This window comes from Mesorhizobium sp. SP-1A (assembly GCF_032460275.1).
Classification (GTDB): Bacteria; Pseudomonadota; Alphaproteobacteria; order Rhizobiales; family Rhizobiaceae; genus Mesorhizobium.
Map to the genome: position 1 here is coordinate 1,516,268 of NZ_JAVXZD010000001.1, position 25,586 is coordinate 1,541,853.

The 25,586-nt window shown below is 64.1% G+C and carries 25 protein-coding genes; 16 read left to right on the plus strand and 9 right to left on the minus strand.

Features of this window, described 5'->3' with window-relative positions; all coding sequences use genetic code 11:
• Positions 1-134 precede the first annotated feature (134 nt).
• The gene (locus tag QU595_RS07395) at positions 135-1,766 is read left to right on the plus strand and encodes a DNA alkylation response protein (protein ID WP_315920213.1); all 1,632 of its coding nucleotides are present in this window, start codon (positions 135-137) and stop codon (positions 1,764-1,766) included.
• A 215-nt stretch (positions 1,767-1,981) separates the two neighbouring features.
• Positions 1,982-2,305: a DUF6105 family protein gene (locus QU595_RS07400; protein ID WP_315920756.1), complete on the plus strand. Its 324-nt coding sequence runs from the start codon at positions 1,982-1,984 to the stop codon at positions 2,303-2,305.
• On the opposite strand, the gene ruvX is transcribed toward QU595_RS07400, so the two are convergent.
• A complete protein-coding gene (ruvX, locus tag QU595_RS07405) occupies positions 2,241-2,729 on the minus strand; it encodes a Holliday junction resolvase RuvX (RefSeq protein ID WP_315920215.1) in 489 nt (162 codons plus the stop codon). The genes QU595_RS07400 and ruvX overlap by 65 nt on opposite strands.
• A gap of 63 nt (positions 2,730-2,792) precedes the next feature.
• On the opposite strand from ruvX, the gene QU595_RS07410 reads away from it, so the two are divergent.
• The 7 genes from QU595_RS07410 (at position 2,793) to QU595_RS07440 (ending at position 8,803) form a co-directional block, all read left to right on the plus strand.
• The gene (locus tag QU595_RS07410) at positions 2,793-3,500 is read left to right on the plus strand and encodes a metal-dependent hydrolase (protein ID WP_315920216.1); all 708 of its coding nucleotides are present in this window, start codon (positions 2,793-2,795) and stop codon (positions 3,498-3,500) included.
• A gap of 105 nt (positions 3,501-3,605) precedes the next feature.
• Entirely contained in the window at positions 3,606-3,893 is a 288-nt protein-coding gene (gene gatC, locus QU595_RS07415; protein WP_315920217.1) for an Asp-tRNA(Asn)/Glu-tRNA(Gln) amidotransferase subunit GatC, read from the plus strand.
• A gap of 7 nt (positions 3,894-3,900) precedes the next feature.
• Complete coding sequence (locus QU595_RS07420) at positions 3,901-4,365, plus strand: GNAT family N-acetyltransferase (RefSeq protein ID WP_315920218.1); 465 nt, start codon at positions 3,901-3,903, stop codon at positions 4,363-4,365.
• Between the two features lie 2 nt (positions 4,366-4,367).
• Positions 4,368-5,849, plus strand: coding sequence for an Asp-tRNA(Asn)/Glu-tRNA(Gln) amidotransferase subunit GatA (gatA, locus tag QU595_RS07425; protein WP_315920219.1), 1,482 nt, complete (start codon positions 4,368-4,370; stop codon positions 5,847-5,849).
• Positions 5,850-5,881: 32 nt separating this feature from the next.
• Positions 5,882-6,679: a YdcF family protein gene (locus QU595_RS07430; RefSeq protein ID WP_315920220.1), complete on the plus strand. Its 798-nt coding sequence runs from the start codon at positions 5,882-5,884 to the stop codon at positions 6,677-6,679.
• 128 nt (positions 6,680-6,807) lie between these two features.
• Positions 6,808-8,211 carry an L-serine ammonia-lyase gene (locus QU595_RS07435; protein ID WP_315920221.1) on the plus strand — a complete coding sequence of 468 codons (1,404 nt, stop codon included), beginning with the start codon at positions 6,808-6,810 and terminating at the stop codon, positions 8,209-8,211.
• A gap of 154 nt (positions 8,212-8,365) precedes the next feature.
• Positions 8,366-8,803: a DUF1489 family protein gene (locus QU595_RS07440; protein ID WP_315920222.1), complete on the plus strand. Its 438-nt coding sequence runs from the start codon at positions 8,366-8,368 to the stop codon at positions 8,801-8,803.
• Between the two features lie 99 nt (positions 8,804-8,902).
• Here QU595_RS07440 and rpmG read toward each other — a convergent pair whose 3' ends face one another.
• Together rpmG and QU595_RS07450 are read right to left on the minus strand one after the other, a co-directional pair.
• On the minus strand, positions 8,903-9,070 hold the full coding sequence (gene rpmG, locus QU595_RS07445) for a 50S ribosomal protein L33 (RefSeq protein ID WP_019173400.1): 168 nt from the start codon (positions 9,068-9,070) through the stop codon (positions 8,903-8,905).
• 137 nt (positions 9,071-9,207) lie between these two features.
• Positions 9,208-11,106, minus strand: a complete 1,899-nt coding sequence (locus tag QU595_RS07450) for an LTA synthase family protein (protein ID WP_410000481.1) — start codon at positions 11,104-11,106, stop codon at positions 9,208-9,210.
• Between the two features lie 270 nt (positions 11,107-11,376).
• Between QU595_RS07450 and fabD the strand changes: the two genes are divergently transcribed.
• The 7 genes from fabD to gmk all read left to right on the plus strand — a co-directional run bounded on the left by fabD (position 11,377) and on the right by gmk (position 17,719).
• A complete protein-coding gene (gene fabD, locus QU595_RS07455) occupies positions 11,377-12,318 on the plus strand; it encodes an ACP S-malonyltransferase (protein WP_315920230.1) in 942 nt (313 codons plus the stop codon).
• Positions 12,319-12,371: 53 nt separating this feature from the next.
• A complete protein-coding gene (gene fabG / locus QU595_RS07460; RefSeq protein WP_315920231.1) occupies positions 12,372-13,109 on the plus strand; it encodes a 3-oxoacyl-[acyl-carrier-protein] reductase in 738 nt (245 codons plus the stop codon).
• Positions 13,110-13,312: 203 nt separating this feature from the next.
• On the plus strand, positions 13,313-13,549 hold the full coding sequence (locus tag QU595_RS07465; protein ID WP_006203723.1) for an acyl carrier protein: 237 nt from the start codon (positions 13,313-13,315) through the stop codon (positions 13,547-13,549).
• 28 nt (positions 13,550-13,577) lie between these two features.
• Entirely contained in the window at positions 13,578-14,840 is a 1,263-nt protein-coding gene (gene fabF, locus QU595_RS07470) for a beta-ketoacyl-ACP synthase II (RefSeq protein WP_315920293.1), read from the plus strand.
• A gap of 92 nt (positions 14,841-14,932) precedes the next feature.
• The gene (gene mltG / locus QU595_RS07475) at positions 14,933-16,141 is read left to right on the plus strand and encodes an endolytic transglycosylase MltG (protein WP_315920295.1); all 1,209 of its coding nucleotides are present in this window, start codon (positions 14,933-14,935) and stop codon (positions 16,139-16,141) included.
• Positions 16,142-16,168: 27 nt separating this feature from the next.
• Positions 16,169-17,059, plus strand: coding sequence for a YicC/YloC family endoribonuclease (locus QU595_RS07480; protein WP_315920297.1), 891 nt, complete (start codon positions 16,169-16,171; stop codon positions 17,057-17,059).
• A gap of 3 nt (positions 17,060-17,062) precedes the next feature.
• The gene (gmk, locus tag QU595_RS07485) at positions 17,063-17,719 is read left to right on the plus strand and encodes a guanylate kinase (protein ID WP_315920299.1); all 657 of its coding nucleotides are present in this window, start codon (positions 17,063-17,065) and stop codon (positions 17,717-17,719) included.
• 15 nt (positions 17,720-17,734) lie between these two features.
• Here gmk and rsmA read toward each other — a convergent pair whose 3' ends face one another.
• From rsmA to lptF, 6 genes are all read right to left on the minus strand, one after another.
• Positions 17,735-18,559: a 16S rRNA (adenine(1518)-N(6)/adenine(1519)-N(6))-dimethyltransferase RsmA gene (rsmA, locus tag QU595_RS07490; RefSeq protein ID WP_315920301.1), complete on the minus strand. Its 825-nt coding sequence runs from the start codon at positions 18,557-18,559 to the stop codon at positions 17,735-17,737.
• Complete coding sequence (gene pdxA / locus QU595_RS07495; protein ID WP_315920303.1) at positions 18,556-19,584, minus strand: 4-hydroxythreonine-4-phosphate dehydrogenase PdxA; 1,029 nt, start codon at positions 19,582-19,584, stop codon at positions 18,556-18,558. The genes rsmA and pdxA overlap by 4 nt, the downstream gene beginning before the upstream one ends.
• 2 nt (positions 19,585-19,586) lie before the next feature.
• Positions 19,587-20,525 carry a peptidylprolyl isomerase gene (locus tag QU595_RS07500; protein ID WP_315920305.1) on the minus strand — a complete coding sequence of 313 codons (939 nt, stop codon included), beginning with the start codon at positions 20,523-20,525 and terminating at the stop codon, positions 19,587-19,589.
• A gap of 101 nt (positions 20,526-20,626) precedes the next feature.
• Positions 20,627-22,981, minus strand: a complete 2,355-nt coding sequence (locus tag QU595_RS07505) for an LPS-assembly protein LptD (protein ID WP_315920760.1) — start codon at positions 22,979-22,981, stop codon at positions 20,627-20,629.
• Positions 22,982-23,013: 32 nt separating this feature from the next.
• A complete protein-coding gene (lptG, locus tag QU595_RS07510; RefSeq protein ID WP_315920763.1) occupies positions 23,014-24,102 on the minus strand; it encodes an LPS export ABC transporter permease LptG in 1,089 nt (362 codons plus the stop codon).
• Positions 24,099-25,298 carry an LPS export ABC transporter permease LptF gene (gene lptF, locus QU595_RS07515; protein ID WP_315920307.1) on the minus strand — a complete coding sequence of 400 codons (1,200 nt, stop codon included), beginning with the start codon at positions 25,296-25,298 and terminating at the stop codon, positions 24,099-24,101. Before lptF ends, lptG begins: the two co-directional genes overlap by 4 nt.
• Between the last annotated feature and the right edge of the window lie 288 nt (positions 25,299-25,586).

Genomic DNA, 25,586 nt, shown 5'->3' on the forward strand with positions numbered 1-25,586 from the left:
GCGTATGCCGCAAGCGCCCGCATCGGATCGGCGGTTTTTCCCCTGCATTTTCTTCATCGCGCGCGGGGCCGGCCTTCGTTATAAACCGGGCGACGATGGCGGATTCGTAGTGCCGCCGATGTGAAGGAAGAGGCGTGACAGAAGAGGTAGCGAACCAGTCCCCGCCGCTGACGGGCGGCAATGCGTGGCGGAGCGATCCGCTGCTGATCCAGCTCGCGGAACGCTTTTCCGAACCGGTGCGCAAGGATCTGGACGGGCTCGGCCGCTTCGTGCTGACGCAGGAGGCCCAGGACCTTGCGCGCCTCGCCAATATCGAGACGCCGAAGCTGAGGCCCTTCGACCGGCAGGGCCGCCGTATCGACCTGGTGGAATACCATCCGGCCTATCATGCCCTGATGCGGCGCGCGGTGGCGAGCGGTCTGCATTCGTCCGTCTGGGAAAACGGCGAGGCCGAGATCGGCCGCCGCCATCAGGTGCGCGCCGCCCGCTTCTTCCTGACGGCGCAACTCGAGACGGGGCACCTGTGCCCCATCACCATGACCAGCGCGTCCCTGGCCGCGTTGATGGCCAATCCGAAGCTGTTCCGCGAATGGGCGCCGCGCGTGACCACGCGCAAATACGACCACTCGCAGAAGCCGCCGGTCGAGAAGGCCGGACTGACGCTCGGCATGGGCATGACCGAGAAGCAGGGCGGCACCGACGTGCGCGCCAACGTCACGAAGGCCGAGCGCGCCGGCTCCAGCGGCTTCTACCGGCTCTCGGGCCATAAATGGTTCATGTCGGCGCCGATGTCGGACGCCTTCCTGGTGCTCGCGCAGGTGCCGGAAGGGCTTTCGTGCTTCCTCGTGCCGCGTGTGCTGGGCGACGGCACCGGCAACGGTTTCCGCTTCCAGCGCCTGAAGGACAAGCTCGGCAACCGTTCCAACGCGTCCTCCGAGGTCGAGTTCGACAACGCCATCGGCGAGATGATCGGCGATCCCGGCGCCGGCGTCCGCACCATCATGGATATGGTGACACTGACCCGGCTGGACTGCGCGGTGGCCTCTTCGGCTCTCATGCGCGCCGCGCTTGCGGAGGCCGTGCACCACACGCGGTTCCGCAAGGTGTTCGGGACCAATCTGGTCGACCAGCCCCTGATGCAGCGCGTGCTGGCCGATATGGCGCTTGACGTGGCAGCGGCAACCGCCTTGTCGTTCCGGCTGGCGCGTTCCTTCGACGAGGCGGCGAGCGACCGCGGCGAAGCGGCGTTTGCGCGCGCCATGACGCCGGTGGTCAAATATTGGGTGTGCAAGCTCGCGCCGCCGCTGATCTACGAGGCGATGGAGTGCCTGGGTGGCAACGGCTATGTCGAGGAGGCGCCGCTCGCCCGCTACTATCGCGAGGCGCCGGTCAATGCGATCTGGGAAGGGTCCGGCAACGTCATGGCGCTGGACGTGCTGCGCGTGCTTTCGCGCGCGCCGAACCTGTTCGAGGACGTGCTGGCCGGCATCGACCGCGATCTCGGCACCGGCGGGCGCGGCACGATGAGCGTTCTCAAGGCGGCCATGCAGGTCGCGTCGGCCGACGAGGGATCGGCCCGGCTGCTCACCGAACAGTTGGCGCTTGCGGCCGCGGCGGCGGAACTGCGGCGCCTGGGGGCAGGGCGCATCGCCGACGCCTTCGTGGAGACGCGGCTCGGCGGCCAGTGGCGCACAACTTACGGAATGCTCGATTCGCGCCACGACGCGCGCATGATCCTGGACACCCTCTATCCGGCGACGAACTGAGCCGCCGCGGCAAGCGCCGGTTCGCCTGTCCTGGGGGGCGGCACCGGTTCGACTTGCGCGTATGAACGGCTGTTAACCTTAACAAATGGTTTCCGTTGCGGCGCGCAGCGGTAAGGCCCACTGTCGTTCCACCGAAGCAGGAACGCCATGCGGCAGCCATCTACATATTTCCCGATTCCACGTCGGACACGGCACCGCCCGAGGACGCTGCCATGATGCGCACGTTGCTCTTGCTTTGGGCCGCACCGCTCGTTCTGTTCTGGGGCTGGTTCTTCCTGTCGCTGAACGACATCAATTTCGGCTACGTCATGCTGAGCCGCCCGCTGCACGACCTCGTTTTCCAGCTCTATGGCGAGATGCTGGGCATCGACCCGGCCATCATCCCCGGCATGATCGCCAGGGCCTGCGCCTTCGATTCCGTGCTGGTGCTGGCCATCTGGGCGTTCCGGCGCCGGCGCGCCATCGCCGGCTGGATCAGGCGTATGGCGGACCGTCGCTCCGCAATGCATGGAGACGATCCAGCACTCCCTGCAGAATAAAGGCGGCCGCCGCCGAATCGATCTTTTCCGCGCGCTTGCGGCGCGAGAAATCCATTTCGATCAATGTCCGCTCCGCGGCCACGGTCGAAAGCCGTTCGTCCCAGAAGACGAACGGCAGGTCGGTGAGCGGCGCCATGTTACGCACGAAGGCGCGTGATTTCTGCGCGCGCGGCCCTTCCGACCCATCCATGTTGACCGGCAGGCCGATGACGGCGGCGCCGACATTTTCTTTTTCGAGCAGGGCCAGCAGGGCCTGCGCGTCGAGCGAGAACTTCTTGCGCGGGATGACCGGACGCGGATGCGCGAAGGAAAGGCCGCGGTCGGAAACGGCGACGCCGAGCGTCTTGTCGCCGAGGTCCAGTCCCGCCAGCGCCTTGCCGCCGGCAAGGAGGGAGGGCAGGTCTTCTATTGCAGCGACAGCCACGGCTTTCCTTTGACTTGACTCGCCGGCGGTCTATTTTCCCTGCCGGCATATGGAGAAACGACGATGAAACTCACCTGGTACGGTCATTCCGCGTTCCGCGTCGAGACGCAAGACGCAACCATCCTGATCGACCCGTACCTCGTCGGCAATCCCTCCTGGAGCGGGGGCTGGGAAGGCCCGGCCGAAGGCGTTACCCACGTGCTGCTGACCCACGGGCACAACGACCATGTCAGCGGCGCGCTGGAGGTGCTGAAGAAGTCCGACGCCATGTTGGTCGCGAATTTCGAGATCTGCATGTATCTCGTCGGGCAGGGCGTTTCCGACAAGAAGATCAATCCCGGCAATATCGGCGGCACAGTCGATTGCGGCGGCTTCACCACCACGTTCGTGCAGGCGCTGCATTCCTCCTCCTTCGCGGGCGAGGGCGGCTCGAACACCTATCTCGGCAACCCCGGCGGGCTGGTGCTGCATTTTCCCGACGACAAGACGCTTTATCACATGGGCGATACCGATATCTTTTCGGACATGGCGCTGATCAACGAGCTTCACGAGCCGAAGATCGGCATCGTCCCGGTCGGCGACCGCTTCACCATGGGCGGCGCGGTGGCCGCACTAGCCTGCCGCCGCTTCTTCAACTTCGAGACGGCGATTCCCTGCCATTTCGGCACTTTCCCGATCATCGACCAGACCGCCGACAAGTTCGTGGCGGGCTTGGAGGGGTCGAGCACGACGGTCGCGCTGCCGAAGATCGGCGAGGCGTTCGCTCTGTAGGATGGATGGCTTCCAGCGTGGGCGGCCCGCCGTTCGCAGGCCTTGCATGTTGCGCCGGCTGCGCCGGGCCGCTATAGCGCGGGCAGGTTTTCCCGAGGCAATGACATGTCCGTAGATCGAGAGACAGTGAAGCGCGTGGCGCGCCTCGCCCGCATCGCGGTGAGCGAGGAGGATGCCGAACGCATGACCGGCGAACTGAACGCCATCCTTGGCTTCGTCGAGCAGCTCAACCAGGTGGATGTCGCCGGCGTCGAGCCGATGACCTCGGTGACGCCCATGGCCATGAAGAAGCGCGAGGATGTGGTCACCGACGGCGACAGGGCGGCGGACATCGTCGCCAACGCGCCCGCCACGGAGGAAAACTTCTTCCTGGTGCCGAAGGTGGTGGAGTAGTCGCCGCGTGGCCATCGAGATCGCGCCCGAAAGCCCGCTGCAGGACGATGTGCGCGGCCTGATCGCCGAGCTCAATGCGGCCCTGCTCGAACTGACGCCGCCGGAATTCTGCTACCACATGACGGCGGAACAGATGGCCGGACCCGACACCACCGTGTTCATCGCCCGCGACCAGGGCGCGGCAATCGCCTGCGGAGCGTTGAAGCGCCACGACGGCGGGCTCGGCGAAGTAAAACGCATGTACACGCGCCCCTCGCATCGCGGATTGCGGATCGGTGCCGGGATCGTGGACCGGATCGAGGCATTGGCGCGGCAAGAGGGCATTTCGCGGCTGGTGCTGGAAACGGGGGACCGTCATCCGGCTGCGTGGGCCGTCTATGAACGGGCTGGCTTCACCAGATGCGGCCCGGTGCTCGACTATCCGGATTCGGAATGGTCGGTCTTTTACGAGAAGAATTTGCAGGCTGGATGACGATGAGTGACCTGACCCGACTGACGATTGCCGAGGCCCGTTCGAAGCTTCGCGCCAAGGAGATCACGGCAAGCGAGATCACCGAAGCGTACCTGTCGGCCATCGACCGCGCCAATCCGGCGCTCAATGCCTATGTCACCGTCACCCACGACAAGGCGCGCGAAATGGCGAAGGCCTCGGACGCCAGGCTGGCCAGGGGCGAGGGCGGGGCGCTGGAAGGCATTCCGCTGGGCATCAAGGACCTGTTCGCCACCGAGGATGTCCACACGCAGGCCTGCAGCCACGTGCTCGACGGCTTCAAGCCGCGCTACGAATCGACCGTCACCACCAATCTCTGGGCCGATGGCGCAGTCATGCTGGGCAAGCTCAACATGGACGAGTTCGCCATGGGCTCGTCCAACGAGAGCTCCTATTACGGACCGGTGATCAATCCCTGGCGTGCCGAAGGTTCGAACAAGCAGCTCGTGCCGGGCGGCTCGTCTGGCGGTTCGGCCGCGGCGGTGTCGGCTTTCCTGTGCGCCGGCGCCACCGCCACCGACACGGGCGGCTCGATCCGCCAGCCGGCCGCCTTCACCGGCACCGTCGGCATCAAGCCGACCTACGGCCGCTGCTCGCGCTGGGGCATCGTCGCCTTCGCCTCCTCTCTCGATCAGGCCGGCCCGATCGCGCGCGACGTGCGCGACGCCGCGATCCTGCTGAAATCCATGGCTTCGGTGGATGCAAAGGACACCACTTCGGTGGACCGCCCCGTGCCGGACTACGAGGCGGCCATCGGCCGTCCGGTCAAGGGCATGAAGGTCGGTATCCCGAAAGAATACCGCGTGGACGGCATGCCGGCCGATATCGAGGCGCTGTGGAAGAAAGGCATCGAATGGCTGAAGGATGCCGGCGCCGAGATCGTCGATATCTCCCTGCCGCACACCAAATATGCCCTGCCTGCCTACTACATCGTCGCGCCGGCCGAGGCGTCGTCCAACCTCGCCCGCTATGACGGCGTCCGCTACGGCCTGCGCGTGCCGGGCAAGGACATCGTGGAGATGTACGAGAACACCCGCGCCGCAGGCTTCGGCCGCGAGGTCAAGCGCCGCATCATGATCGGCACCTACGTGCTGTCCGCCGGCTATTACGACGCCTATTACCTCCAGGCGCAGAAGGTCCGGACCCTGATCAAGAAGGATTTCGAGGACGCCTTCGCCGCCGGCGTGGATGTGATCCTCACGCCTGCCACGCCTTCCGCCGCCTTCGGCATCGCCGACGAGGAGATGAACGCCGATCCGGTGAAGATGTACCTCAACGATATCTTCACGGTGACGGTCAACATGGCGGGCCTGCCCGGCATAGCGGTTCCGGCGGGCCTGGACGGCAAGGGGCTTCCTCTCGGGTTGCAGCTGATCGGCCGCCCGTTCGACGAGGAGACGCTGTTCCAGACCGCCCATGTCATCGAGCAGGCGGCCGGCACGTTCCACGCAAAGCCCTGGTGGTAAGCTGGCGTAGATAGGGCTGCGGCGGCGACGAAATGTTCTTCTACCTGTCGAAGATCTTCTGGCTGTTCGCCCAACCGCTCAATCTGTCGATCATCCTGCTCGGTGCGGGGCTGATCGCAAGTTTCTTCGGCTTGAGGCGCCTGTTTCGCTGGTCCACGGCGCTGGCGTTCCTCGTTCTGGCGCTTTCGGCCTGGACGTCCCTCGGGCAGTTGATGATATCTCCTCTGGAGGACCGTTTTCCCCGACAGCCATTGCCTGAGAAGGTCGATGGCGTCGTCGTGCTGGGAGGCGGTCTCGAAGGAGCCATCAACAAGGTGCGCGGCGGCTACGAAATGAACAGCGCCGGCGACCGCTTCGTGGAAACGGCCGTCCTGGCCAGGCGGTACCCCGGTGCACGGATCGTCGTTTCGGGCGGCATCGGCTCGATCGTCCTCGACGGCGAGGGGGATGCGACGACCGCGCCGCGCCTTCTCGCCGCGCTCGGCGTGGCGCCGGAACGGCTGACGCTCGAAACCGAATCGCGCAACACCTACGAGAATGCGATGTTCACCAAGCGGCTCGTTTCGCCGAAACCGGGCGAAACCTGGCTGCTGGTGACGTCTGCTTTTCATATGCCGAGGTCGAAAGCCCTGTTCGACAAGGCCGGCTTTGCGACGGTTCCCTGGCCCGTCGACTACCGCACGACGGGGCAGGAAGGCGTCAGCCTCGTTGCCGACAATCCGTCGGATTCGCTGCAGACCACTTCGCTCGCGATTCGCGAGTGGATCGGGCTGCTGGCCTATTGGCTGACTGGCAAGATCGATTCGCCCTTTCCCGGGCCGGCCGCCTGATCGACTGCTGTCGCGTCGGCTCAATAGTACGCAATTGCGCAAAACGGCCTGTTTGTGACGCGAATATTTGTCGTGCGAGGCCGCCGAATTCCTATATGTAAGCCGTCGCATGGTTTGGAGGCCCGCGCGTGTTCCTTTCGGTTTTCGACCTGTTCAAGATCGGCATCGGGCCGTCCAGCTCGCATACGATGGGGCCGATGACGGCTGCCGTCCGGTTCCTCAACGAAGTGCTTTCGGATGACTGGCCACGGCCGGCCGGCGTGAAGGTGGACCGGGTCGGCGCAAGCCTGCACGGCTCGCTTGCCTATACCGGCGTGGGTCATGGCAGCGATCGCGCCGTGGTGCTCGGCCTGACCGGCCAGACGCCGCAAACGGTCGATCCGGACGAGGCGGACGCGATTCTGGCGCGCGTCGCAGCCGAGAAGCGCGTTTCGCCGCCCGGCCACCCAAGCTACCGCTTCGACCCGTCGGCCGATCTGGTCCTCGACAAGAAAACGCCGCTTCCGGGCCATGCCAACGGCATGACGTTTTACGCTTACGACGCCGGCGACAGGCTTTTGCTCAAGCGCATCTACTATTCCATCGGCGGCGGCTTCGTCGTCTCGGACGAGGAATTGCAGCGCATGAAGGCGCGCGGTTCGGTGACGACCGAGGGCAGGAAGGTGCCATATCCCTTCAAGTCGGCTGCCGAGATGCTCGCCATGGCGGCCAGGAGCGGGCTTTCCATCGCGGACATGAAGCGCGCCAACGAAGAAACGCACACGTCCCGCGAGGAACTCGACAAGGGATTGGATGCGATCTGGGACGCCATGCGCGGCTGCATCGAGCGCGGGCTGAACCAGGAAGGCATCATGCCGGGCGGTCTGAAAGTGCGCCGCCGTGCGCGTCAGCTCCACGACAAGCTTCAGGAACAGTGGCAGCAGAACAGGCCCAACCCGCTGCTCGCCAACGATTGGCTGTCGATCTACGCCATGGCGGTCAACGAGGAGAATGCCGCGGGCGGCCGCGTCGTGACGGCTCCGACCAACGGCGCGGCCGGGGTCGTGCCGGCGGTGATGCGCTACTGGCTGCACTTCCATCCCGAGGCCGACCAGGCGAGCATTCGCGATTTCCTGCTCACGGCCGCTGCCGTGGGCGGCATCATCAAGTCGAACGCGTCCATCTCCGGCGCCGAAGTCGGCTGCCAGGGCGAGGTCGGCTCGGCTTCGGCGATGGCCGCGGCCGGGCTGTGCGCCGTCATGGGCGGAACCCCGGAGCAGGTGGAGAACGCGGCGGAAATCGCGCTGGAGCACCACCTCGGCATGACCTGCGATCCCGTGGCCGGACTGGTGCAGGTGCCGTGCATCGAGCGCAACGCGCTGGGCGCTGTGAAGGCGGTGACGGCGGCTTCGCTGGCGATCAAGGGCGACGGAAAGCATTTCGTGCCGCTCGACGCGGCCATCGAGACCATGCGCCAGACCGGCATCGACATGAGCGAGAAATACAAGGAGACCAGCCTTGGCGGCCTCGCCGTCAACGTGGTCGAGTGCTGAACGTCCAAGGCGTGAGGCGATCTGGGCAAAACGGCCTTGCCAAACGGCCTGGCCCTTAACGGGTTGGGCCCTACCGGGTTGGCCCTAACGGCTGGCATTGTGGAGAAAAGGTTCAGGCCGTTGACGAATGTCGGCGACGGACTAACGTGATCCCATGGCTCTCAACCTGATAAAATTGTGCGTCGGCTGCGAAAGCGTCGAGGACCTTGAGGAATGGATCGCCCTCAAGCTCGATGAGCGCCGGCGTGCCGGCCAGCCGGTCGAGCAGTATCACACCACGCGCATGGTCCCGACCCGCGCCGCCGAGATCGTGGATGGCGGTTCGCTCTACTGGGTCGTCAAGGGATCGGTGCAATGTCGCCAGTTGATCACCGAAATCCGCCCCTTCACCGATTCCGAGGGCATCGGACGCTGCCATCTGGTGCTCGATCCGAAGGTCGTCCGCACCGAATGGCAGCCCCGGCGCGCGTTCCAGGGCTGGCGCTATCTGAAGCCGGCCGACGCTCCGGCCGATCTCGGCAAGGGCAGGGCCGGGCTCGCGCAAATGCCGCCGAAGCTCAGGCAGGAACTCGCCGAGCTCGGACTGCTTTGATTCGTCTTTCCCTGCCTGGTAGGGCGACGGAGATTTCTTTTCTGCAAACAAAAACGCCGCCCGATGGGCGGCGTTCTGCAAAGGTCCGGAAACCGAAAATTACTTGATCTTGGTTTCCTTGAACTCGACGTGCTTCTTGGCGACCGGGTCGTACTTGCGGAACGACAGCTTCTCGGTCTTGGTGCGGCTGTTCTTGCTCGTCACGTAGAAGAAGCCGGTGTCGGCGGTCGAAAGAAGCTTGATCTTGATGTTCGCGGCTTTGGCCATGATGTCAATCCGTTGATGTCTGGAGTTCGAGCCGCAGGAGCACAGGCGAGGCGCCCGGGCGCGGGAAACTTGGCGCGACACATAAAGAATGTGCCCGGAAAGTCAAGTCCGCGTCCGCCGTCGTGTGTCCCGCCGGCTCAGCTTGTATGCGCGACGAGCTTGTTGAGGGTCTCCGGGAAGAAGTCGGGCCCTGCGCGCCGCTTGCCGAACATCATGTCGTACTGGATGTAGCGGAAATCGCGGATGGCCGGATCAATCTCCTTCTGGCGCGCCCAGTCGGGCGTGGCGTTGCCGTTCGCGTCGAACAGCACGTTGCGGTCGACGATGCGGTAGCGCTCTTTCAGGTCGCCGAGGAAGCCCGTGTAGTAGGGGTGGGTGATGCCAGCCGTCTTCATCAGGTAATAGGGCAGGAAGGCGGGGCTGATCGAGCCCAGGTCCTGCACGGGTCCCGACTTGTTCGACCACACCACCAGCGGCGTGTCGTGATGCAGCAGCATCTTGTCGGCCGGCTCCTTGCGGGGGGCGACGTTGTCCTTCAGGAAGCCCGTTTCGACATAGACCGGGCCGAGCGGAGGCAGGTGATCGCCGAAGAATGCGATGACGGTCGGCCGGTCCCTGTTCTTGGCCCAGTCGATCAGGCGCTGCAGGCTGCGATCGGCGTCCGCCGCGCCTTCCGTATAGCTGCGGAGCGAATCGCGCGACCATTGGCTGGTCGATGCCTGAACGGCATGGGTGGGGTCCGGATAGCGGTTCGGCTCATAGGGTCCATGGTTCTGCAGGCTGACGGCGAAGAAGAAGAACGGCTGATCGGTTTCCTCGCCCTCGCGGATGATCTCGTCGGTCATCGACGCATCCGAGGCCAGCGGTCCGCGCTTCTGCATCGGCGGCAGGTTTTCCTCCGACTTGAAGTCGTCGAAGCCGAAATCCTTGTAGACGTTGGTGCGGTTCCAGAACCAGTTCGTGCCGGGATGTATGGCGCGGGCCTCGTAGCCTTCGCTCTTGAGGAAGGTGGCGAGGGACGGGATCGGCGCCCGCACATATTGCTGGTAGGGGATGCTGCCCGCCGGCAGGAAGGCGTTCGAAAAGCCGGTCAGCGCCTCGAACTCCACATTGGCGGTCATGCCGCCGAATTCCGGCGAGAACACAGAACCGGCCCGCAACGACCGCACTGTGGGGATCGGGTCGGGCTTGATCGTCACGCCCGGCAATTGCGTCGGATCCCAGAAGGATTCGCTCATGACCAGGATGATGTCGGGCTTCTCGGCCGGCACCGAGGCCGCCACCTGCGGCTTGGCGATGGTGGAGATGGCCTTGTCCGAATAGCCCGCGGGCGCCGAGACATGCGCCATGGGCACGTTGAGCGCGAAGGCGAGGGCGAAACCGTTGGAATTGTAGTTTTCCTTCTGGTCCCACATCATCGGGATGATCTGCAGACGATCGCGCGTCCAGGAGAAGCTCGCATAGTCCATGATCGAGACGAAAAACGCCAGCAGCGGCAGGCAGATCGCCAGCCGCGCGAAGCGGCCCTTGTAGGTCATGACCCGGATGCGCCGCCGCCACTGGCGCCAGGCGAACACGAACAAGGCCAGCGCCCCCACTATGCCGATCAGCATGGCCAGCCCGGTCAACGGGCGCTCGCGTACCAGCAGCGGCATCAGATCGACGATCTGGCGGGCGAACAGGATATCGGTCGGATAGAGCGGATCGCCGAGATAGAGCGACTTCTGGTGGCCGATGAAGGCCAGCGCCAATGTCAGCGGCGCCACGATGACGAGGCTCTGGTAAATGCGCCCGAGCAGCGCATCCAGAGTGATCATGATCAGCGTGAACAGGATGATCGTCGTCCAGCCGGGCTTGAACGGTTGCAGGAAGAAGCCGAGCGTGGCGGAAAAATCACCGCGGAATATCAGCTCGATCGAAAACACCAGCGCCGTGGCGGTCGCAAGCGAAAGCAGGCCGTAGCGCATCGCGGGCCATTTCGGTCCGATGCTTCGCGGCGTTTCGCCCGTTCCGTGTTTCCGTTCCAATGCGGTCATATCCACGCCTGAACCAACCATTGCCTGCACGCAGCCCCCAAGACGCACAAAGTCCGTCATTTAACCGTCATGAAACCGTCACGCAAACAGGGTGGTTGCGGCGAAAGTGGGAAAAGCCGGCAAAATTATCGTTTTCCATTTTAATCATGCGTGATCCGAAAAACCCTGTTTCCACGGCAGCTTGACCGCCGGCGTGCATGCAGGCCGGGCTTGACTTGGCGCCCCGCCTTGCGCCACACGCAACCGAGATAAGGAAAACGGGTTCAGCAAATGGCTATCGCATTCACCTTTCCGGGGCAGGGCAGCCAGGCCGTCGGCATGGGCAAGGATCTTGCTGATGCCTTTCCCGACGCGCGCCGCGTTTTCGAGGAAGTCGACGAGGCGCTGGGCGAAAATCTCTCGAGGCTGATCTGGGAAGGGCCCGAAGAGACCCTAACCCTGACCGCGAACGCGCAGCCGGCGCTGATGGCCGTGTCGCTGGCGGCGGTGCGAGCGCTGGAAGCGCGCGGCTTCTCCTTGAAGGATAAGGTGGCTTACGTCGCCGGCCATTCGCTCGGCGAATATTCGGCGCTGGCCGCTGCTGGTTTCGCGTCTGTGGCGGATGCCGCGCGGCTGCTGCGCATCCGCGGCAACGCCATGCAGTCGGCCGTGCCGGTGGGCGAGGGCGCCATGGCCGCCATAATCGGGCTCGACCAGGCCGACGTTGAAGCCGCCTGCGCGGAGGCGGCGAAAGGCTCGGTCTGCCAGGTCGCGAACGACAATGGCGGCGGCCAACTCGTCATTTCGGGGGCCAAGGCTGCCGTCGAGCTTGCCGCAAAGCTGTGCACTGAAAAGGGCGCGAAGCGTGCGCTGATGCTTCAGGTGTCGGCACCTTTCCATTCGGCGCTGATGGCGCCGGCGGCCGACGCCATGCGGGAAGCGCTGGCCGGAGTGAAGAAAAGTGCGCCCGTCATGCCCGTGGTGTCGAATGTTTCCGTCACGCCGACGAGCGATCCCGAAGCCATCGCCGCCCGGCTGGTCGAACAGGTGACCGGACGTGTGCGCTGGCGCGAGACGGTGGAATGGTTCGGCGCCAAGGGCGTGACCACTCTTTATGAAGTCGGGGCCGGAAAGGTGCTCTCGGGGCTGGCGCGGCGCATCGACCGCGACATTGCCGTCGCTTCCATAGGCGCGCCCGGCGACGTGGAAGCCGCTCTGGCGGCGCTTGGCTGACCATTTGAATTCGACCCCGCCCGTGTGAAGGGCGTGCCCGCAAGGAGGCGAACATGTTCGATCTGACTGGCCGCAAGGCGCTCGTCACCGGTGCGACGGGTGGCATCGGCGAGGCCATTGCCCGCACCCTGCATGGGCAGGGCGCTACCGTCGGCCTTCATGGCACGCGCGTGGAAAAGCTGGAGGCGCTGGCGTCCGAACTGGGCGAGCGGGTGAAGCTGTTTCCCGCCAATCTCTCCGATCGGGACGAGGTGAAGGCGCTCGGCCAGAAGGCGGAGGCCGAGTTGGAAGGCGTCGACATTCTGGTCAACAATGCGGGCATCACCAAGGACGGGCTTTTGGTGCGCATGTCCGACGCCGATTGGGATTCCGTGCTCGAGGTCAATCTGACGGCGACGTTCCGCCTGACACGGGAACTCACCCATCCGATGATGCGCCGCCGGCATGGCCGCATCATCAACATCACCTCTGTGGTGGCGGTCACCGGCAACCCGGGGCAGGCCAATTATTGCGCTTCCAAGGCCGGCATGATCGGCTTTTCCAAGTCGCTGGCGCAGGAGATCGCCACCCGCGGCGTGACGGTGAACTGCGTGGCGCCGGGCTTCATCGAATCGGCCATGACCGACAAGCTGAACGACAAGCAGAAGGAAGCCATCATGGCCGCCATTCCGGCGAAGCGGATGGGAACGGGCGGCGAAGTCGCTTCCGCCGTCGCCTATCTGGCGTCGGACGAGGCCGCCTACATGACCGGCCAGACCCTTCATGTGAACGGCGGCATGGCGATGATCTGAGCCGACCGGCGCGCGACACGGGAAAAAGCCCGGCCCAGCCTTGGACGCAGCGGCGTTTTCGTGTAATGCGGCCCGCAACCTGGCGGTTTCGGGCCCAAATCGGCCCGCCTGTGCGTTTCCGTCAGGCACATCTTTTCAGCTTGATTAGCGGCATCGTGCCCGCTAACGAAGACAAACAAACTTGAAGACACGAGGATGCCCATATGAGTGACACCGCAGAACGCGTCAAAAAGATTGTCATCGAACATCTTGGCGTTGACGCCGATAAGGTGACGGAGCAGGCCAGCTTCATCGATGATCTGGGCGCGGACAGCCTCGACACGGTCGAACTTGTCATGGCCTTCGAAGAAGAATTCGGCGTCGAGATTCCGGACGACGCGGCCGAGACCATTCTCACGGTCGGCGACGCCGTGAAGTATATCGACAAGGCTTCGGCCTGATTTCCATCGTCGTCGAAGAATGCATGCGATGAGACGCGTTGTCATTACGGGTCTCGGCCTGCTCTCGCCATTTGGCGTAGGGGTCGAGCACGGGTGGCGGGAACTCCTGACCGGCCGCAGCGCTGCGAGCCGCGTCACGGGATTCGAGGTTGACGATCTTGCCTGCAGGATCGCGCATGTCATTCCGCGCGGCGACGGCTCCAACGCCACCTTCAACCCTGAATCGGTGCTGGAGGCCAAGGAGCTTCGCAAGATCGGCGACTTCATCCTTTACGGGATCGCGGCCGCCGACGAAGCGATGAAGGATTCCGGCTGGCAGCCGAAGACGCACGAGGAGCAATGCGCCACCGGCGTCATGATCGGCTCCGGCATCGGCGGCATCGAGGGCATCGCCGAAAACGCGCTGATCCTCAAGGAGCGCGGCCCGCGCCGCATCAGCCCGTTCTTCATTCCAGGCAACATCATCAACCTGGTGTCCGGCCAGGTGTCGATCCGGCACGGGCTCAAGGGTCCGAACCACGCGGTCGTCACCGCCTGTTCCACGGGCGCGCACGCCATCGGCGATGCGGCCCGGCTGATCCAGTTCGGCGATGCCGACGTGATGGTGGCCGGCGGTGCCGAGGCCCCGGTGACACGTCTTTCTCTGGCGGGCTTCGCCGCCTGTCGGGCACTTTCCACGGAGCGCAACCACACGCCCGAGAAGGCCTCCCGGCCTTATGACCGCGACCGCGACGGTTTCGTCATGGGCGAGGGCGCCGGCGTCGTTGTCCTCGAGGAACTGGAACACGCCAAGGCGCGCGGCGCGAAGATCTATGCCGAGATCACGGGCTACGGCCTGACCGGCGACGCCTATCACATCACCGCTCCGGCGGAGGATGGCGACGGCGCCTTCCGCTGCATGACCGCGGCCCTGAAACGCGCGAACCTCAAGCCTGCCGACATCGACTACATCAACGCGCACGGCACCTCGACCATGGCCGACACGATCGAGCTCGGCGCCGTCGAGCGTCTGGTCGGTGACGCTGCGTCGAAGATCTCGATGTCGTCCACCAAGTCCTCCATCGGGCATCTGCTGGGCGCAGCCGGCGCGGCCGAGGCGATCTTCTCGATCCTGGCGATCCGCGACAATATCGCGCCGGCCACGATCAACCTCGACAATCCCGAGCGTGAGACGGCCATCGATCTTGTGCCGAACACACCGCGTAAACGGCAGATCGATGTCGCACTGTCGAACTCGTTCGGCTTCGGCGGCACCAACGCGTCGCTGATCTTCCAGCGCTACAACGGCTGATCCGCACATCGGGATTCCTGCCGAAAATTTTGCCATATTCCCTTCTAGGCTGCCGCCGGAGGGAATCGACCAAAGATCAGACGGTAGGCGCCATGACTTCCAGTCCTGCGAACAACGAGGAATCCGGACAGCGCAACACGCCATTCGTGCCCAAGACCGCCAGCGAGGCATTGCGTCCGGAAGCCGGAACGCCGCCGCCGCCCAAGCGGTCCCGCGCCTCGCGCAGCCAGGTGGTCGTGTTCCTGAACTTCTTTCTGTCCTGCGTCATGCTGGTGGTGCTGGCGGTGGGCGCTGGCCTCTATTTCGGTCGCCAGGCGTTCAACGAGCCGGGTCCGTCCGCTAGCGGCGATACCATCCTGGTCAAGCCCAGCATGCGCGTCGCCGAGATTGCGGACCAGCTGGAGCGGCGCGGCCTCATAAGTGATTCGCGCATATTCCGCCTCGGCGTGCGCGCCTATGGCAACGATTCCGCGCTGAAGGCGGGCGAATATGCGATCAAGCCGCATGCTTCCATGCGCGACATCATGGATCTGATGAAGAGCGGCAAGTCGGTGATGTATTCGCTGACCATTCCCGAGGGCTTGACGGTCGCGCAGGCATTCGACCGCATAGCCTCGCAGCAGGAACTGGCGGGCGACATGCCGGCCGCCCTGCCGCCGGAGGGCAGCATCGCCACGGACACGCTTCGCTTCACCCGCGGCGCCACGCGCCAGCAGATGATCGACAAGCTGCTGGCAGACCAGCAGAAGCTGGTCAACGAGGTCTGGGCAAGGCGTGCGCCCGACCTGCCCATCGCCAATGTCAACGATTTCGTGATCCTGGCGTCCATCGTAGAGAAGGAAACCGGCCGCGGCGACGAGCGTTCGCGGGTAGCTGCCGTCTTCCTCAACCGGCTGGCCAAGGGCATGCGGCTGCAATCCGACCCGACCATCATCTATGGCCTGTTCGGCGGCAAGGGCAAACCGGCGGATCGGCCCATCTACCAGTCCGACATCGACAAGCAGACGCCCTATAATACCTATCTGATCAATGGCCTGCCGCCGACGCCGATCGCCAATCCCGGCCGCGCGGCACTGGAGGCGGTGGCCAATCCGTCCAAGACCAAGGATCTCTATTTCGTCGCCGACGGCAACGGCGGCCATGTGTTCGCCGCGACGCTGGAAGAGCACAACGCCAATGTCGCCCGCTATCGCACGGTCCAGAAGAAGCAGGCGGAAGAAGCTGCCAGAAACGCCGAGCAGCAACCGGCGGACGACGGCGATGCACAACCGTCCGACTCCCAGCCGGGCACATCGCAATAAGGCAGCCTTTGGGCAGGGGGCAAATCGATGAACCTTCAAAGCATGACCGGCTTTGCCCGCGCGGCGACCGACCACGACGGCACGGCCATCGCCTGGGAGGTTAAGTCGGTCAATGGCAAGAGCGCCGAGGTCCGGCTGCGCCTGCCGCCCGGCTTTGACCGGCTGGAACCATCGGTACGGCAGGCGATACAGAAGCGCTTCTCACGAGGCAATTTCCAGGCGGCACTGACTATCAGCCGCATGACCAGCACCCAGCCGCAGCCGGTCGTGAACGAGGCGTTTCTGAAGGACCTCGCTGGCTTGGCGCAGCGGCTGCAGGAGCAGTTCGCCACCACGCCCGCCACGGCCGATGGCCTGCTGGCATTGCGCGGCGTGCTGGAGATACCCGAACTCATTGAGACCGACGAGGAGCGCGCCGCGCTCGACAGCGCCATCGAGGTGACGCTCGGCAAGGCCCTTGCCGGGCTGGAGCAGGCGCGGCGGACGGAAGGCGAGGCGCTGCGTGCGCTGCTTTCGGGACATCTCGATGCCATCGAAGCGCTGACCTTGCGCGCCGAGGCCGATCCTTCCCGCGAGCCGGCGGCGATCCGCGAACGGCTGGCCGAGCAGGTTCGCCTGCTGCTGGACGCCTCGGCCGGTCTCGACGAGGCTCGCCTTCATCAGGAAGCAGCCTTCCTTGCCACCAAGGCCGATATCCGCGAGGAGATCGACCGGCTCAAGACGCATGTGGCTTCCGGCCGGTCGCTGTTGGCGGCCGGCGGATCGATAGGCCGCAAGCTCGATTTTCTGGCGCAGGAATTTAATCGCGAATCGAATACTCTGTGTTCGAAGTCGAACGCGGCCTCCGTCACCGCCATTGGGCTGGAATTGAAGGCAGTGGTCGACCAGTTCCGCGAACAGGTCCAGAATCTGGAGTAGCCCATGGTGCCGAAGGACACCGGTTCCCGCATCCGCCGCCGGGGCCTGATGCTTGTTCTGTCGTCGCCGTCGGGCGCCGGCAAGTCGACGATCGCCCGCAATCTGATCGAAAGCGACCAGGGCTTCGAACTGTCCGTGAGCGTGACCACGCGTCCGCGCCGGGGCAGCGAGATCGACGGCATCCACTATCATTTTCGTACGCGGCGCGAGTTCGAGATGCTCCGCGACAACGACGAACTGCTGGAATGGGCGGAGGTGCACGGAAATTTCTATGCGACCCCGCGCGAGCCGGCCGAGCGGGCGATGGCCGAGGGCCGCGACATGCTGTTCGACATCGACTGGCAGGGCGCCAAGCAGCTCAAGGAGAAGATGCGGGGCGACATCGTCTCGATCTTCATCCTGCCGCCGTCCATGAAGGAATTAAAGGCGCGGCTGAAGCGGCGTGCCGAGGACCAGGAAGCGGTGATCGAGACGCGTCTGAAGAACGCGCGCGACGAGATCGAACACTGGACCGAGTACGACTTCGTCATCGTCAACGACGATCTGGATCGGGCGTTCTCGGAAGTCCGTGCGGTGGTCGCCGCCGAGCGCTTGCGGCGCGACCGGCGGCCGGGCCTGTTCGACTTCGTTTCCGGCCTGCTCAACGAGGATTTGAGCTAGCCGGCAGGGTCGGGGTCAGATCGCGTTCGCCAGCCGCACGAATTCCTCGACGCTCAGCGTCTCCGCGCGCCGCGTCGGGTCGATATCGACCTTGAGCAGCAGCTCCTCGCCGCCGAGGGCCTTCAGGCTCTGCCGGAGCATCTTGCGCCGTTGCCCGAACGCCGCCTCGGTGACTCGCCCGAGCTTCCTGACGTCGGCAGGCAGCGGCTTTTCCCTCGGCACCAGATGCACCACGGATGAAGTGATCTTTGGCGGCGGCGTGAAGGCCTGGCGCGGAATGTCGAAGGCGATCCGTGCATCGGTCCGCCACCCGGCCAGCACGCCGAGGCGCCCGTAGGCATCCTCGCCGGGGCGGGCGACGATGCGTTCGGCCACCTCGCGCTGGAACATCAGGGTCATCGACGCATAGAAGGGCGGCCACGCTTCGGCCGTCAGCCAGCGTACCAGCAGTTCCGTGCCGATATTGTAGGGCAGGTTGGCGACGATCTTGACCGGACCGCCGGCTGCCAGGGCCGCGAAATCGGTTTTCAGCGCATCGCCGGAAACAACCTCCAGCCGTCCGGGATAGCGATCCGCGATCTCGGCCAGTGCCGGGAGGCAGCGTTCGTCTCGCTCGATCGCAACCACGCGATGGGCGTCGTGCATGAGCAGCGCGCGGGTCAATCCGCCCGGGCCGGGGCCGACTTCGATCACGGTCGCCTGCGAGAGATCGCCTGCGGTGCGGGCGACCTTGCCGGTCAGATTGAGGTCGAGCAGGAAATTCTGGCCGAGAGCCTTTTTGGCCTGGAGGCCATGATGCTCGATCACCTGTCTGAGCGGCGGCAGGCCGTCTGCGCTCATGCCTGGGCATTCCTGCTGTCGGTATCCGCGAGTTTCCGGGCGAGCTTCAAGGCAGCGATGAGACTGTCGGGCCGCGCGATGCCCTTGCCGGCGATATCGAAAGCAGTGCCATGGTCGGGCGAGGTGCGGATGAAGGGCAGGCCGAGCGTCACATTGACCGCTTCGTCGAAAGCCAGCGCCTTGGCCGGGATCAACGCCTGGTCGTGGTACATGCACAGTGCAGCGTCATATCCGGCACGGGCGCGCGGATGAAACATTGTGTCGGCAGGCAGCGGCCCAAAAGCGTCAATGCCCTGTGCCTTCAGGGCTTCGACGGCCGGAAGCACGATGTCCCGGTCCTCCAGCCCCATGGAGCCGCCTTCGCCCGCATGGGGATTGAGGCCGGCGATGGCGAGGCGGGGCTTTTCAATGCCGAACCGTGTCTTCAGGTCGTGGGCGGTTATCCGCGCAGTTTCGACAATCAGTTCGGTGGTCAATGTCGCCGGCACAGCCGTCAGGGCTATGTGGATGGTGACTGGAACCGTACGCAGTTCGGGGCCCGCCAGCATCATCACCGGCATGATTTCGCTACCCGTACGCCGCGATGCCAGATGCGCCAGATATTCGGTGTGGCCCGGAAAGCCGAAGCCGGCCTCGTAGAGCGGTTTCTTCGCGATGGGGCATGTGACCACGGCCGCCGCCCGCCCGTCAAAGCAATCGGCGACCGCGCGGTCGATTGCCTCGATGACGCCTGCCGCATTGGCTGTGGCGGGCGTGCCGGGCGTATCGACAAAGCGGGCATCCAGCCCGACGACGGGCAAGGCGTCTGCAAAACGGGCCGCGGCATCTTCCGGGGTTGCGTCGGCGAGCGCCACTTGTACGCCGAGCGCATCCGCACGCGCGGCGATCAGGGCAGGATCGGCAAGCAGGTAGAAAGGCGGAACCTGTGCCCGTTTCCGCAGCCGCCAGGCGGCGATGGCGATTTCGGGGCCGATGCCCGAAGGATCGCCCACGCTCAGTGCCAGGACCGTATCGGCGCGTTGCAAGGTCAGCGCTTTACGATACGGGCTCTTTTCCTGAGCTCTTCAAGATATTTCTTGGCGAGTGCCTCGGCCTGGGCGTCCTGCCCGCCACCGCCGGCTTCCTGATTCTGGAAAACCAGTTGCGCGACCTTGTCGTCGGAAACCTCGCGGGCGGAGCAGACGCCGATGAATTCCACGCCGCGTTCGGTTTCGCGGACCGCGGTTGCGGAACCCACCTTGGTCTTCTTGATCTGGTCGGCCCAGTCGGAAGGAAGCTGCGGCGCGAGATAGCGGCCGAGATCCTTCACGGTCACGTCGAGCAGGCCCTTGGCGAAATCACGGGTGGTGTTGCACCCGTTGAAACGCGTCCGCAGGGCCTCCGCTTCACGCTTGCGCTTGCCGATGGAGCCGCGCTCGGAGGCAGGCACGACGAAAATGATCTGCTGGAGCATGTACTCCATGGCGGTGGGCTTGTTGCCGCCATTGTCCAGCATGCGCCGCACCGCATCCTGCTCGCTCATGCGGCCGCCGCCGCCCTGCTCGGAACGGTATCGGGCGCCGACGGCTTGGTTCCAGGCCATCTGTCCGCGGATGAACTCCTTGAAGTGTTCCTTGGTGACGCCGGATTGCGCCATGATGGCGTCCAGTTTCTGGAGCGGCATCTTGTTCGACGACGCAAAGCGCGCATAGGCGTCGTTCACCTGGGTATCCGAGATGCGGATGCCGAGCCGTTGCGCTTCGGCAAGTTTCAGGGTCTGGTCGATCATCTCCTGGGACGCGTCGCCCTTGCGGTGCTGCAGCCTGAGGAATGCCGCGCGATGCTGGATGTCGACCGTGGTGATCGGCACGTCGTTGACGATGTACTTTATCGTCGCGGCGATCGCCGGCGGGGTCGTCAAGGTCAGCGAGACGGATGTCGTGGCGACCAGCAACGCCAAGCTTGCCGAAAGCAGGTATTTTTTCATCGCAGACAGTCCAACCAGATTCCAGGCGCGAGGTTTTGAAAGAATAAGGAACGTCCATGCCTGGCCTATGCGGCGAAAGCATGTCTCAAAAAACGCATCACTCACTGCACGAAGTTGCTGGTGGTCGAGCCGAAATCGCCCAACGTGCGGAAGGAAATGTTGAACCCGACGCTCTGGGTCAATTCCCTGGTGTTGCGGTTGCGGCTTTGCGAAAGCGTCATCGTGTAGCTGAAGCATTCGTCGTTATAGGCGAAGCCGAGACCGTCATTGGTGAACAGGCTCTTTTCCATGTCGTAAGTGCCGGAGCCGAATACGCGCCAGTTCTGGTTCAGCTTGGCCGAACTGCCGACCGTGAATTCCCGCCGATCCTCATCGAGGCCATAAAGAGGCTGGCCCTGGATGAAGGCATATCGAGCGAAGAGCGAAATCGGAGACGCGCCGCTATAGGCGGCACGGACTTCGGTCCGCCTTGCCTCGAGAGTCTGCTCGTCGAAACGTCCGCTGACCGAAGCCGACAATCCGAACGGCGCGGTGAAGCCGGCGAGACCCACATAATCCGACCGGGCCGACTCCAGGCCGGAATAGGCGCCGGCATTGACCAGATCTGGCTCGGCGAAGGAGTTCTGTCCTGCCACCTGATACGATTGGCCGAACAGCGCATTCGTGGTCCAGCCATTGTCGTAGCTGCCGGTGTAGCGCAGGCCGACATTGGCGCGCGTTCCGCCCTCGATCCGGTCGTAGCCGGAGAACTTGTCCCGCTCGAACAGAGTCGTCGCATCGAACACCAGGCTTTGCGCGTCCTCGTTCGGTACGGCGAGGCCGCCGACGAAAGGCTCGTTGGGGCGCGCGAAGAGCTGCGCCATCGGTTCGACGATATGCGATGAGCCGACGCTCGTGAACAGGACCGGCCAGCGCAGTTCCAGACCGGCCGTCGCCATGAAGCGCGCGAAGGACGAGCGCATGTCATCCTGAATGCCCCGATTGGCTGCCATCGCATTAATGGCCTGCAGGGATTCGGAAGACGCGTTGAGGTAGTCGCCGTCAGCCTGGAAGGCCAGAAGCGGAGTAATCACCAGACCGCTGTCGGTGATGAAGTTCCTCTTCCACTCGGCCTCGGCGGTCAGGCGGCCGGACTGGCCGGCAATGCCTGGAATGCGCCTGTTGACGCCGAGCAGTTGGTCCATCGTGTCTCGGCTGATGACGCGGGTATTCACGTTTATGGACAATTGGCCGCCGGCCAGGGGCGTGTCCGGAATATAGGCATAGTCGAGCGAAGGCAGGACCCAGGGCTGGGTTTCGTTCCTGGCCCCGCTGCTTCCCGCCGCCGTGTTGTCCTGCACCTGGAACTTCATCGCGCGCAGGTCGAAATAGTTCCTGTCATTGAGGCCCCTCAAATAGACCTCGGAACGACGATAATAGGAATCGTAGTCGTTGATGGCGTAAGTATAGGAAAAGTTCTTGTCTGTCTGAGCCAGGACGTCCCAGCCGAAATTCCAGCGCTCGTTGATTGCGAACTGACCCTTCGTTCCCATCATGCCGCGCAGCTTCGTGGGATCGCCCACAGGGCCGCGGTCTATGGTGTTGAAAGGAAACGCGTTCGGATCTCTCTGGCTGATGCCGGCGATCTTCAGGCTGTATTCGCCATTGTCGAAGCGCTGGCGCCATTCGGCTTCGCCCAAAAAGCCCTGCTTGGTGTAGTAGGTACCCCGCGCCGTCAGGTCGGAGGTCGGCGAGACGACGAGGAAGTACGGTACGCTGAAGCCGGCGCCGAGATGGGACTTGTAGGTGATCCCCGGCATCAGGAAGCCGCTCTTGCGCTTCACCGTCGGGTCGGCGATCTCGAAGGCCGGCAGATAGGCGATCGGGAAACCGAAGAACTCGAAGTTCGAGTCCTGGAAACGCACGGTCTTCTTCTCGCCGTTCCAGATGATCTTGCGCGCCTTGAGGCGCCAGATCGGCGCCTTGTTCGGCTTGTCCTCGCAAGGCTCGCACGCCGTGTACACGCCGTTGTGGAACGTGGTCAGCACGCCGCCCATGCGCTCGGCGCTCTCGGCGCCGAAATAGGTCTTGTCGACCGTCTCGACGCGCAGCGCATTGACGAAGCCGTCGGCGAAGTCGTCGGTGATGTCGATATGTTCGGAATTGATCTTGGTGCCGTCGCTCTGCACCAGCTGCGCGTTGCCGCTGGCGACCAGGCGTTTGGTCTTGCGGTCGTACTCCACCCGCTGGGCGACCAGCTTGTTGCCGCCGTAATCGATCTGCACGCCGCCGACCGCCGTTACGGTCTGCTTGTCGTTGTCATAGACGAGGGTGTCCGCCTCCACCAGCATCTGCGTGCCCTTCGGCACGCTGCCGGCCGAAAGGCCTTGCACGTCCTGCGCGAGCGCGGGCGCGGCCAGGCTGCCGGCGAGCAGGCACGCCAAGGCGCTCACCCCGCACAGGAGCGCCGCCCGCATCGGCCTACGGCGTTGCAAAACCGTCCCCCTCACTAACCGTCTTCCTTGTACAGCAGGAACGTGACTCCAAAGAACGTGGCTACAACGACAGGGAACCACGCTGCCACGGCCGTCGGCACGAATCCTGCAACTCCGAACGCCTTGACCAAAACCGAAACGACATAAAGCAGAAAGCCGGCCACGACGCCACCCAGAATCATTGTAGCCGACTGCCCCATTCGCGCAAATCGCATCGACACCGTAGCTGCGATCAGCGTCATGGCGACCAGCAGGAACGGCATCGCCACAAGCGAATCGAACTGCATGGCAAAGGCATTTGCCCTGAGCCCGAAGGAACGGGCAACATCGATCTTCTGCGGCAGCTCGTAGAAGGGAATCGTTTCCGGCCGGGCCAGCCGTTCCTGCACGAATTCCGGCTTCAGATCGGTCGGCACGCGGTCGCTGGGCCGGGTGGTCGACGCACCGCTTGCATCGATGACCTTGACGTCGCTCAACTCCCAATAGCCGTCACGCAGATAGGCGTGCCGGGCGTCCTTGCGCTCCTTGATGTCCCCTTGCGCGTCCAGCACGAAGAAGGAAGCATCGGCCATTTCCAGGCCCTGGTTCAGGATCGCGCGGGCGCCGATGATCGTGTCTCCCGACGCCGTCTTCTGCCGTATCCAGGGCACGATGTCGTCCGCGACCTTGTTCGATTTTCCTGATCGCAACTCGCTCTCGATCTGCTCGGAGCGGGAAAAGCCATGTGCGGCCAGCGGATTGAGGACACCGACCGCAACGACGCCGAACAGCAGCGCGCCGACGCACAGGGGCAGCAGGAACTGCCAGGCCGAGATGCCGGCGGAACGCGCGATGACCAGTTCGTAGCGGCGGTTGAGCGAGATCAGCGTCGCCATGGCGGAAAACAGGCCGACGAAGGGTATCGTCTGCAGCATGATCATCGGCACGCGCAGCGCGGAAATGGCGAGGCCGATCTGGTAGGTGAAGCCCGGAAGGCCGGCCACGCGCCCGGTCAGTTCGGTGAAGTCGATCAGGAACACCAGGGCGAACAGGCCGAGGAAAATCCAGATCGTGATCCCGATATAGCGCAGGAAAAAATAACGGCGCAGCGTCCAGCCCATCAGGAGCCTCCCTCGCGCCACGCCGCACCGGAAAGGCGCAGCCGCAGATAGGTCAGTCTCTCCATGAGCCTGGAGACCATGTTGGCGAGCCGGTCGGTCCAGCTCAGCGGCAGTTCCATGCGGCGATTCGTGTAGATGAACCAGCCAGCGACGGCCGCGCCCAGCACGGGCACGCAATAGATCATGTAGCTGAAGGCCGCGCTGCTGTCGGCCTTGCCGGCCGCGAAGAAACCAAGCCAGCGCACGAACAGCGAGATGGAGATCGCGGTGATGAGCGGATGCACGCGGGCCTCGCGGTGGGAGCGCGCGTCCCCGGCCACCGCCAAGGCGATGAGGGCGAAGGTTATGGAATAGAACCAGTCGGAGAACCGCTGCGCCAGTTCGGCCCGGTATGAATTCGGCGATTGCTGGTAGATCCGGTCGTTGGGATCGGGATGCATAAGATAGGGCGTGGTCTGGTCCTTCGGCAGAAGGGTGACCTGATTGTTGGCCGAGGCGAAAGCGGAAAGGTCGAAGGCATAGGAGGCGAAATGGATGATGGAAACCTCGCCGTCCGGCGTCTTGCGGTTCACCACGCCGTCGTTCATCAGCAGAACCTTCACGGGCCCCTTGTCGATGACTGCGCCGGTCTTTGCGTAGTAGACGAGGTCGAGACCCTCCTGGCGTGAATCCACGACGAAGATCTGGCCGAGCCGGTTGTCCGGAGACCGCTCGCCGATCTGCACGAACAAACCGTTCTCGACCTTGCGGAACGTGCCTTCCTGGATGATCAGCGAGAGGAAGTCGGCCCGGGCGGTCGCCACCAGATCCCGGTTCCGCTGGCGTGCGTAAGGGTCGACGCCATTGTCGACGATCAGCGAGAACAGGCCGGCGCACAGGGCCAGGATCAGGATCGGCCGGATCACGGTCATGCGGGAGGCGCCGGAAGCGGCCACGACCACCAGTTCGGAATCGGTGTTCATCACGCTCAGCGTCTGGGCGATCCCGACCACCAGCGCGAAAGGCACGACGATGGGGATGATCGAGGGAATGATGAGCGAGGCGACCTCGAAGAAGGTCAGCGCCGACTGACCGCTGTCGGTAACCAGATCGATCCGGGCGAGCACCTGCGTCGTCCAGACGATCGTCAGCGTCCATGCGAGGGCTCCCAGGAAGAGCAGGAGAGCGCGACGCATGATATAGCGTTCAACGATCTTCATTCAGGCAGGTTCTTCCCGATTGCGTTCAAGCGAGTTCAAGTCGCCGGACAATATATATCCGGCAACACAGGCACAACCGGCTCGATCTGGCTCCTTGTCTGGCAACGGTGCTTCCGGTCGCCGCCAGTCTGTGGCCGAATGGATAAGAAACGACGAAAAGGCATGGTTAATCGTCCGTTGCGGCGGTTCAAGGGCGGTGCTGCCGATCCATAGGCAACCCACAGGGTCATTTGGGCGCATGTCTTGCCAAACGGTGCAAAACCGCGAAATGTCGGCTTCCCTCCAGCA

Excerpts from the sequence above, each read along its gene's own strand:
- QU595_RS07465 (WP_006203723.1), top strand. The coding sequence starts at position 13,313 with ATGAGTGACACCGCAGAACGCGTCAAAAAGATTGTCATCGAACATCTT.
- lptF (WP_315920307.1), bottom strand. The coding sequence starts at position 25,298 with ATGAAGATCGTTGAACGCTATATCATGCGTCGCGCTCTCCTGCTCTTC.
- gatA (WP_315920219.1), top strand. The coding sequence starts at position 4,368 with ATGAGTGACCTGACCCGACTGACGATTGCCGAGGCCCGTTCGAAGCTT.
- fabD (WP_315920230.1), top strand. The coding sequence starts at position 11,377 with ATGGCTATCGCATTCACCTTTCCGGGGCAGGGCAGCCAGGCCGTCGGC.
- QU595_RS07505 (WP_315920760.1), bottom strand. The coding sequence starts at position 22,981 with ATGCGGGCGGCGCTCCTGTGCGGGGTGAGCGCCTTGGCGTGCCTGCTC.
- QU595_RS07450 (WP_410000481.1), bottom strand. The coding sequence starts at position 11,106 with ATGACCGCATTGGAACGGAAACACGGAACGGGCGAAACGCCGCGAAGC.
- fabF (WP_315920293.1), top strand. The coding sequence starts at position 13,578 with ATGAGACGCGTTGTCATTACGGGTCTCGGCCTGCTCTCGCCATTTGGC.
- mltG (WP_315920295.1), top strand. The coding sequence starts at position 14,933 with ATGACTTCCAGTCCTGCGAACAACGAGGAATCCGGACAGCGCAACACG.
- QU595_RS07480 (WP_315920297.1), top strand. The coding sequence starts at position 16,169 with ATGAACCTTCAAAGCATGACCGGCTTTGCCCGCGCGGCGACCGACCAC.
- fabG (WP_315920231.1), top strand. The coding sequence starts at position 12,372 with ATGTTCGATCTGACTGGCCGCAAGGCGCTCGTCACCGGTGCGACGGGT.
- rpmG (WP_019173400.1), bottom strand. The coding sequence starts at position 9,070 with ATGGCCAAAGCCGCGAACATCAAGATCAAGCTTCTTTCGACCGCCGAC.
- QU595_RS07410 (WP_315920216.1), top strand. The coding sequence starts at position 2,793 with ATGAAACTCACCTGGTACGGTCATTCCGCGTTCCGCGTCGAGACGCAA.
- rsmA (WP_315920301.1), bottom strand. The coding sequence starts at position 18,559 with ATGAGCGCAGACGGCCTGCCGCCGCTCAGACAGGTGATCGAGCATCAT.
- QU595_RS07440 (WP_315920222.1), top strand. The coding sequence starts at position 8,366 with ATGGCTCTCAACCTGATAAAATTGTGCGTCGGCTGCGAAAGCGTCGAG.
- QU595_RS07400 (WP_315920756.1), top strand. The coding sequence starts at position 1,982 with ATGCGCACGTTGCTCTTGCTTTGGGCCGCACCGCTCGTTCTGTTCTGG.
- gatC (WP_315920217.1), top strand. The coding sequence starts at position 3,606 with ATGTCCGTAGATCGAGAGACAGTGAAGCGCGTGGCGCGCCTCGCCCGC.
- QU595_RS07430 (WP_315920220.1), top strand. The coding sequence starts at position 5,882 with ATGTTCTTCTACCTGTCGAAGATCTTCTGGCTGTTCGCCCAACCGCTC.
- QU595_RS07500 (WP_315920305.1), bottom strand. The coding sequence starts at position 20,525 with ATGAAAAAATACCTGCTTTCGGCAAGCTTGGCGTTGCTGGTCGCCACG.
- gmk (WP_315920299.1), top strand. The coding sequence starts at position 17,063 with ATGGTGCCGAAGGACACCGGTTCCCGCATCCGCCGCCGGGGCCTGATG.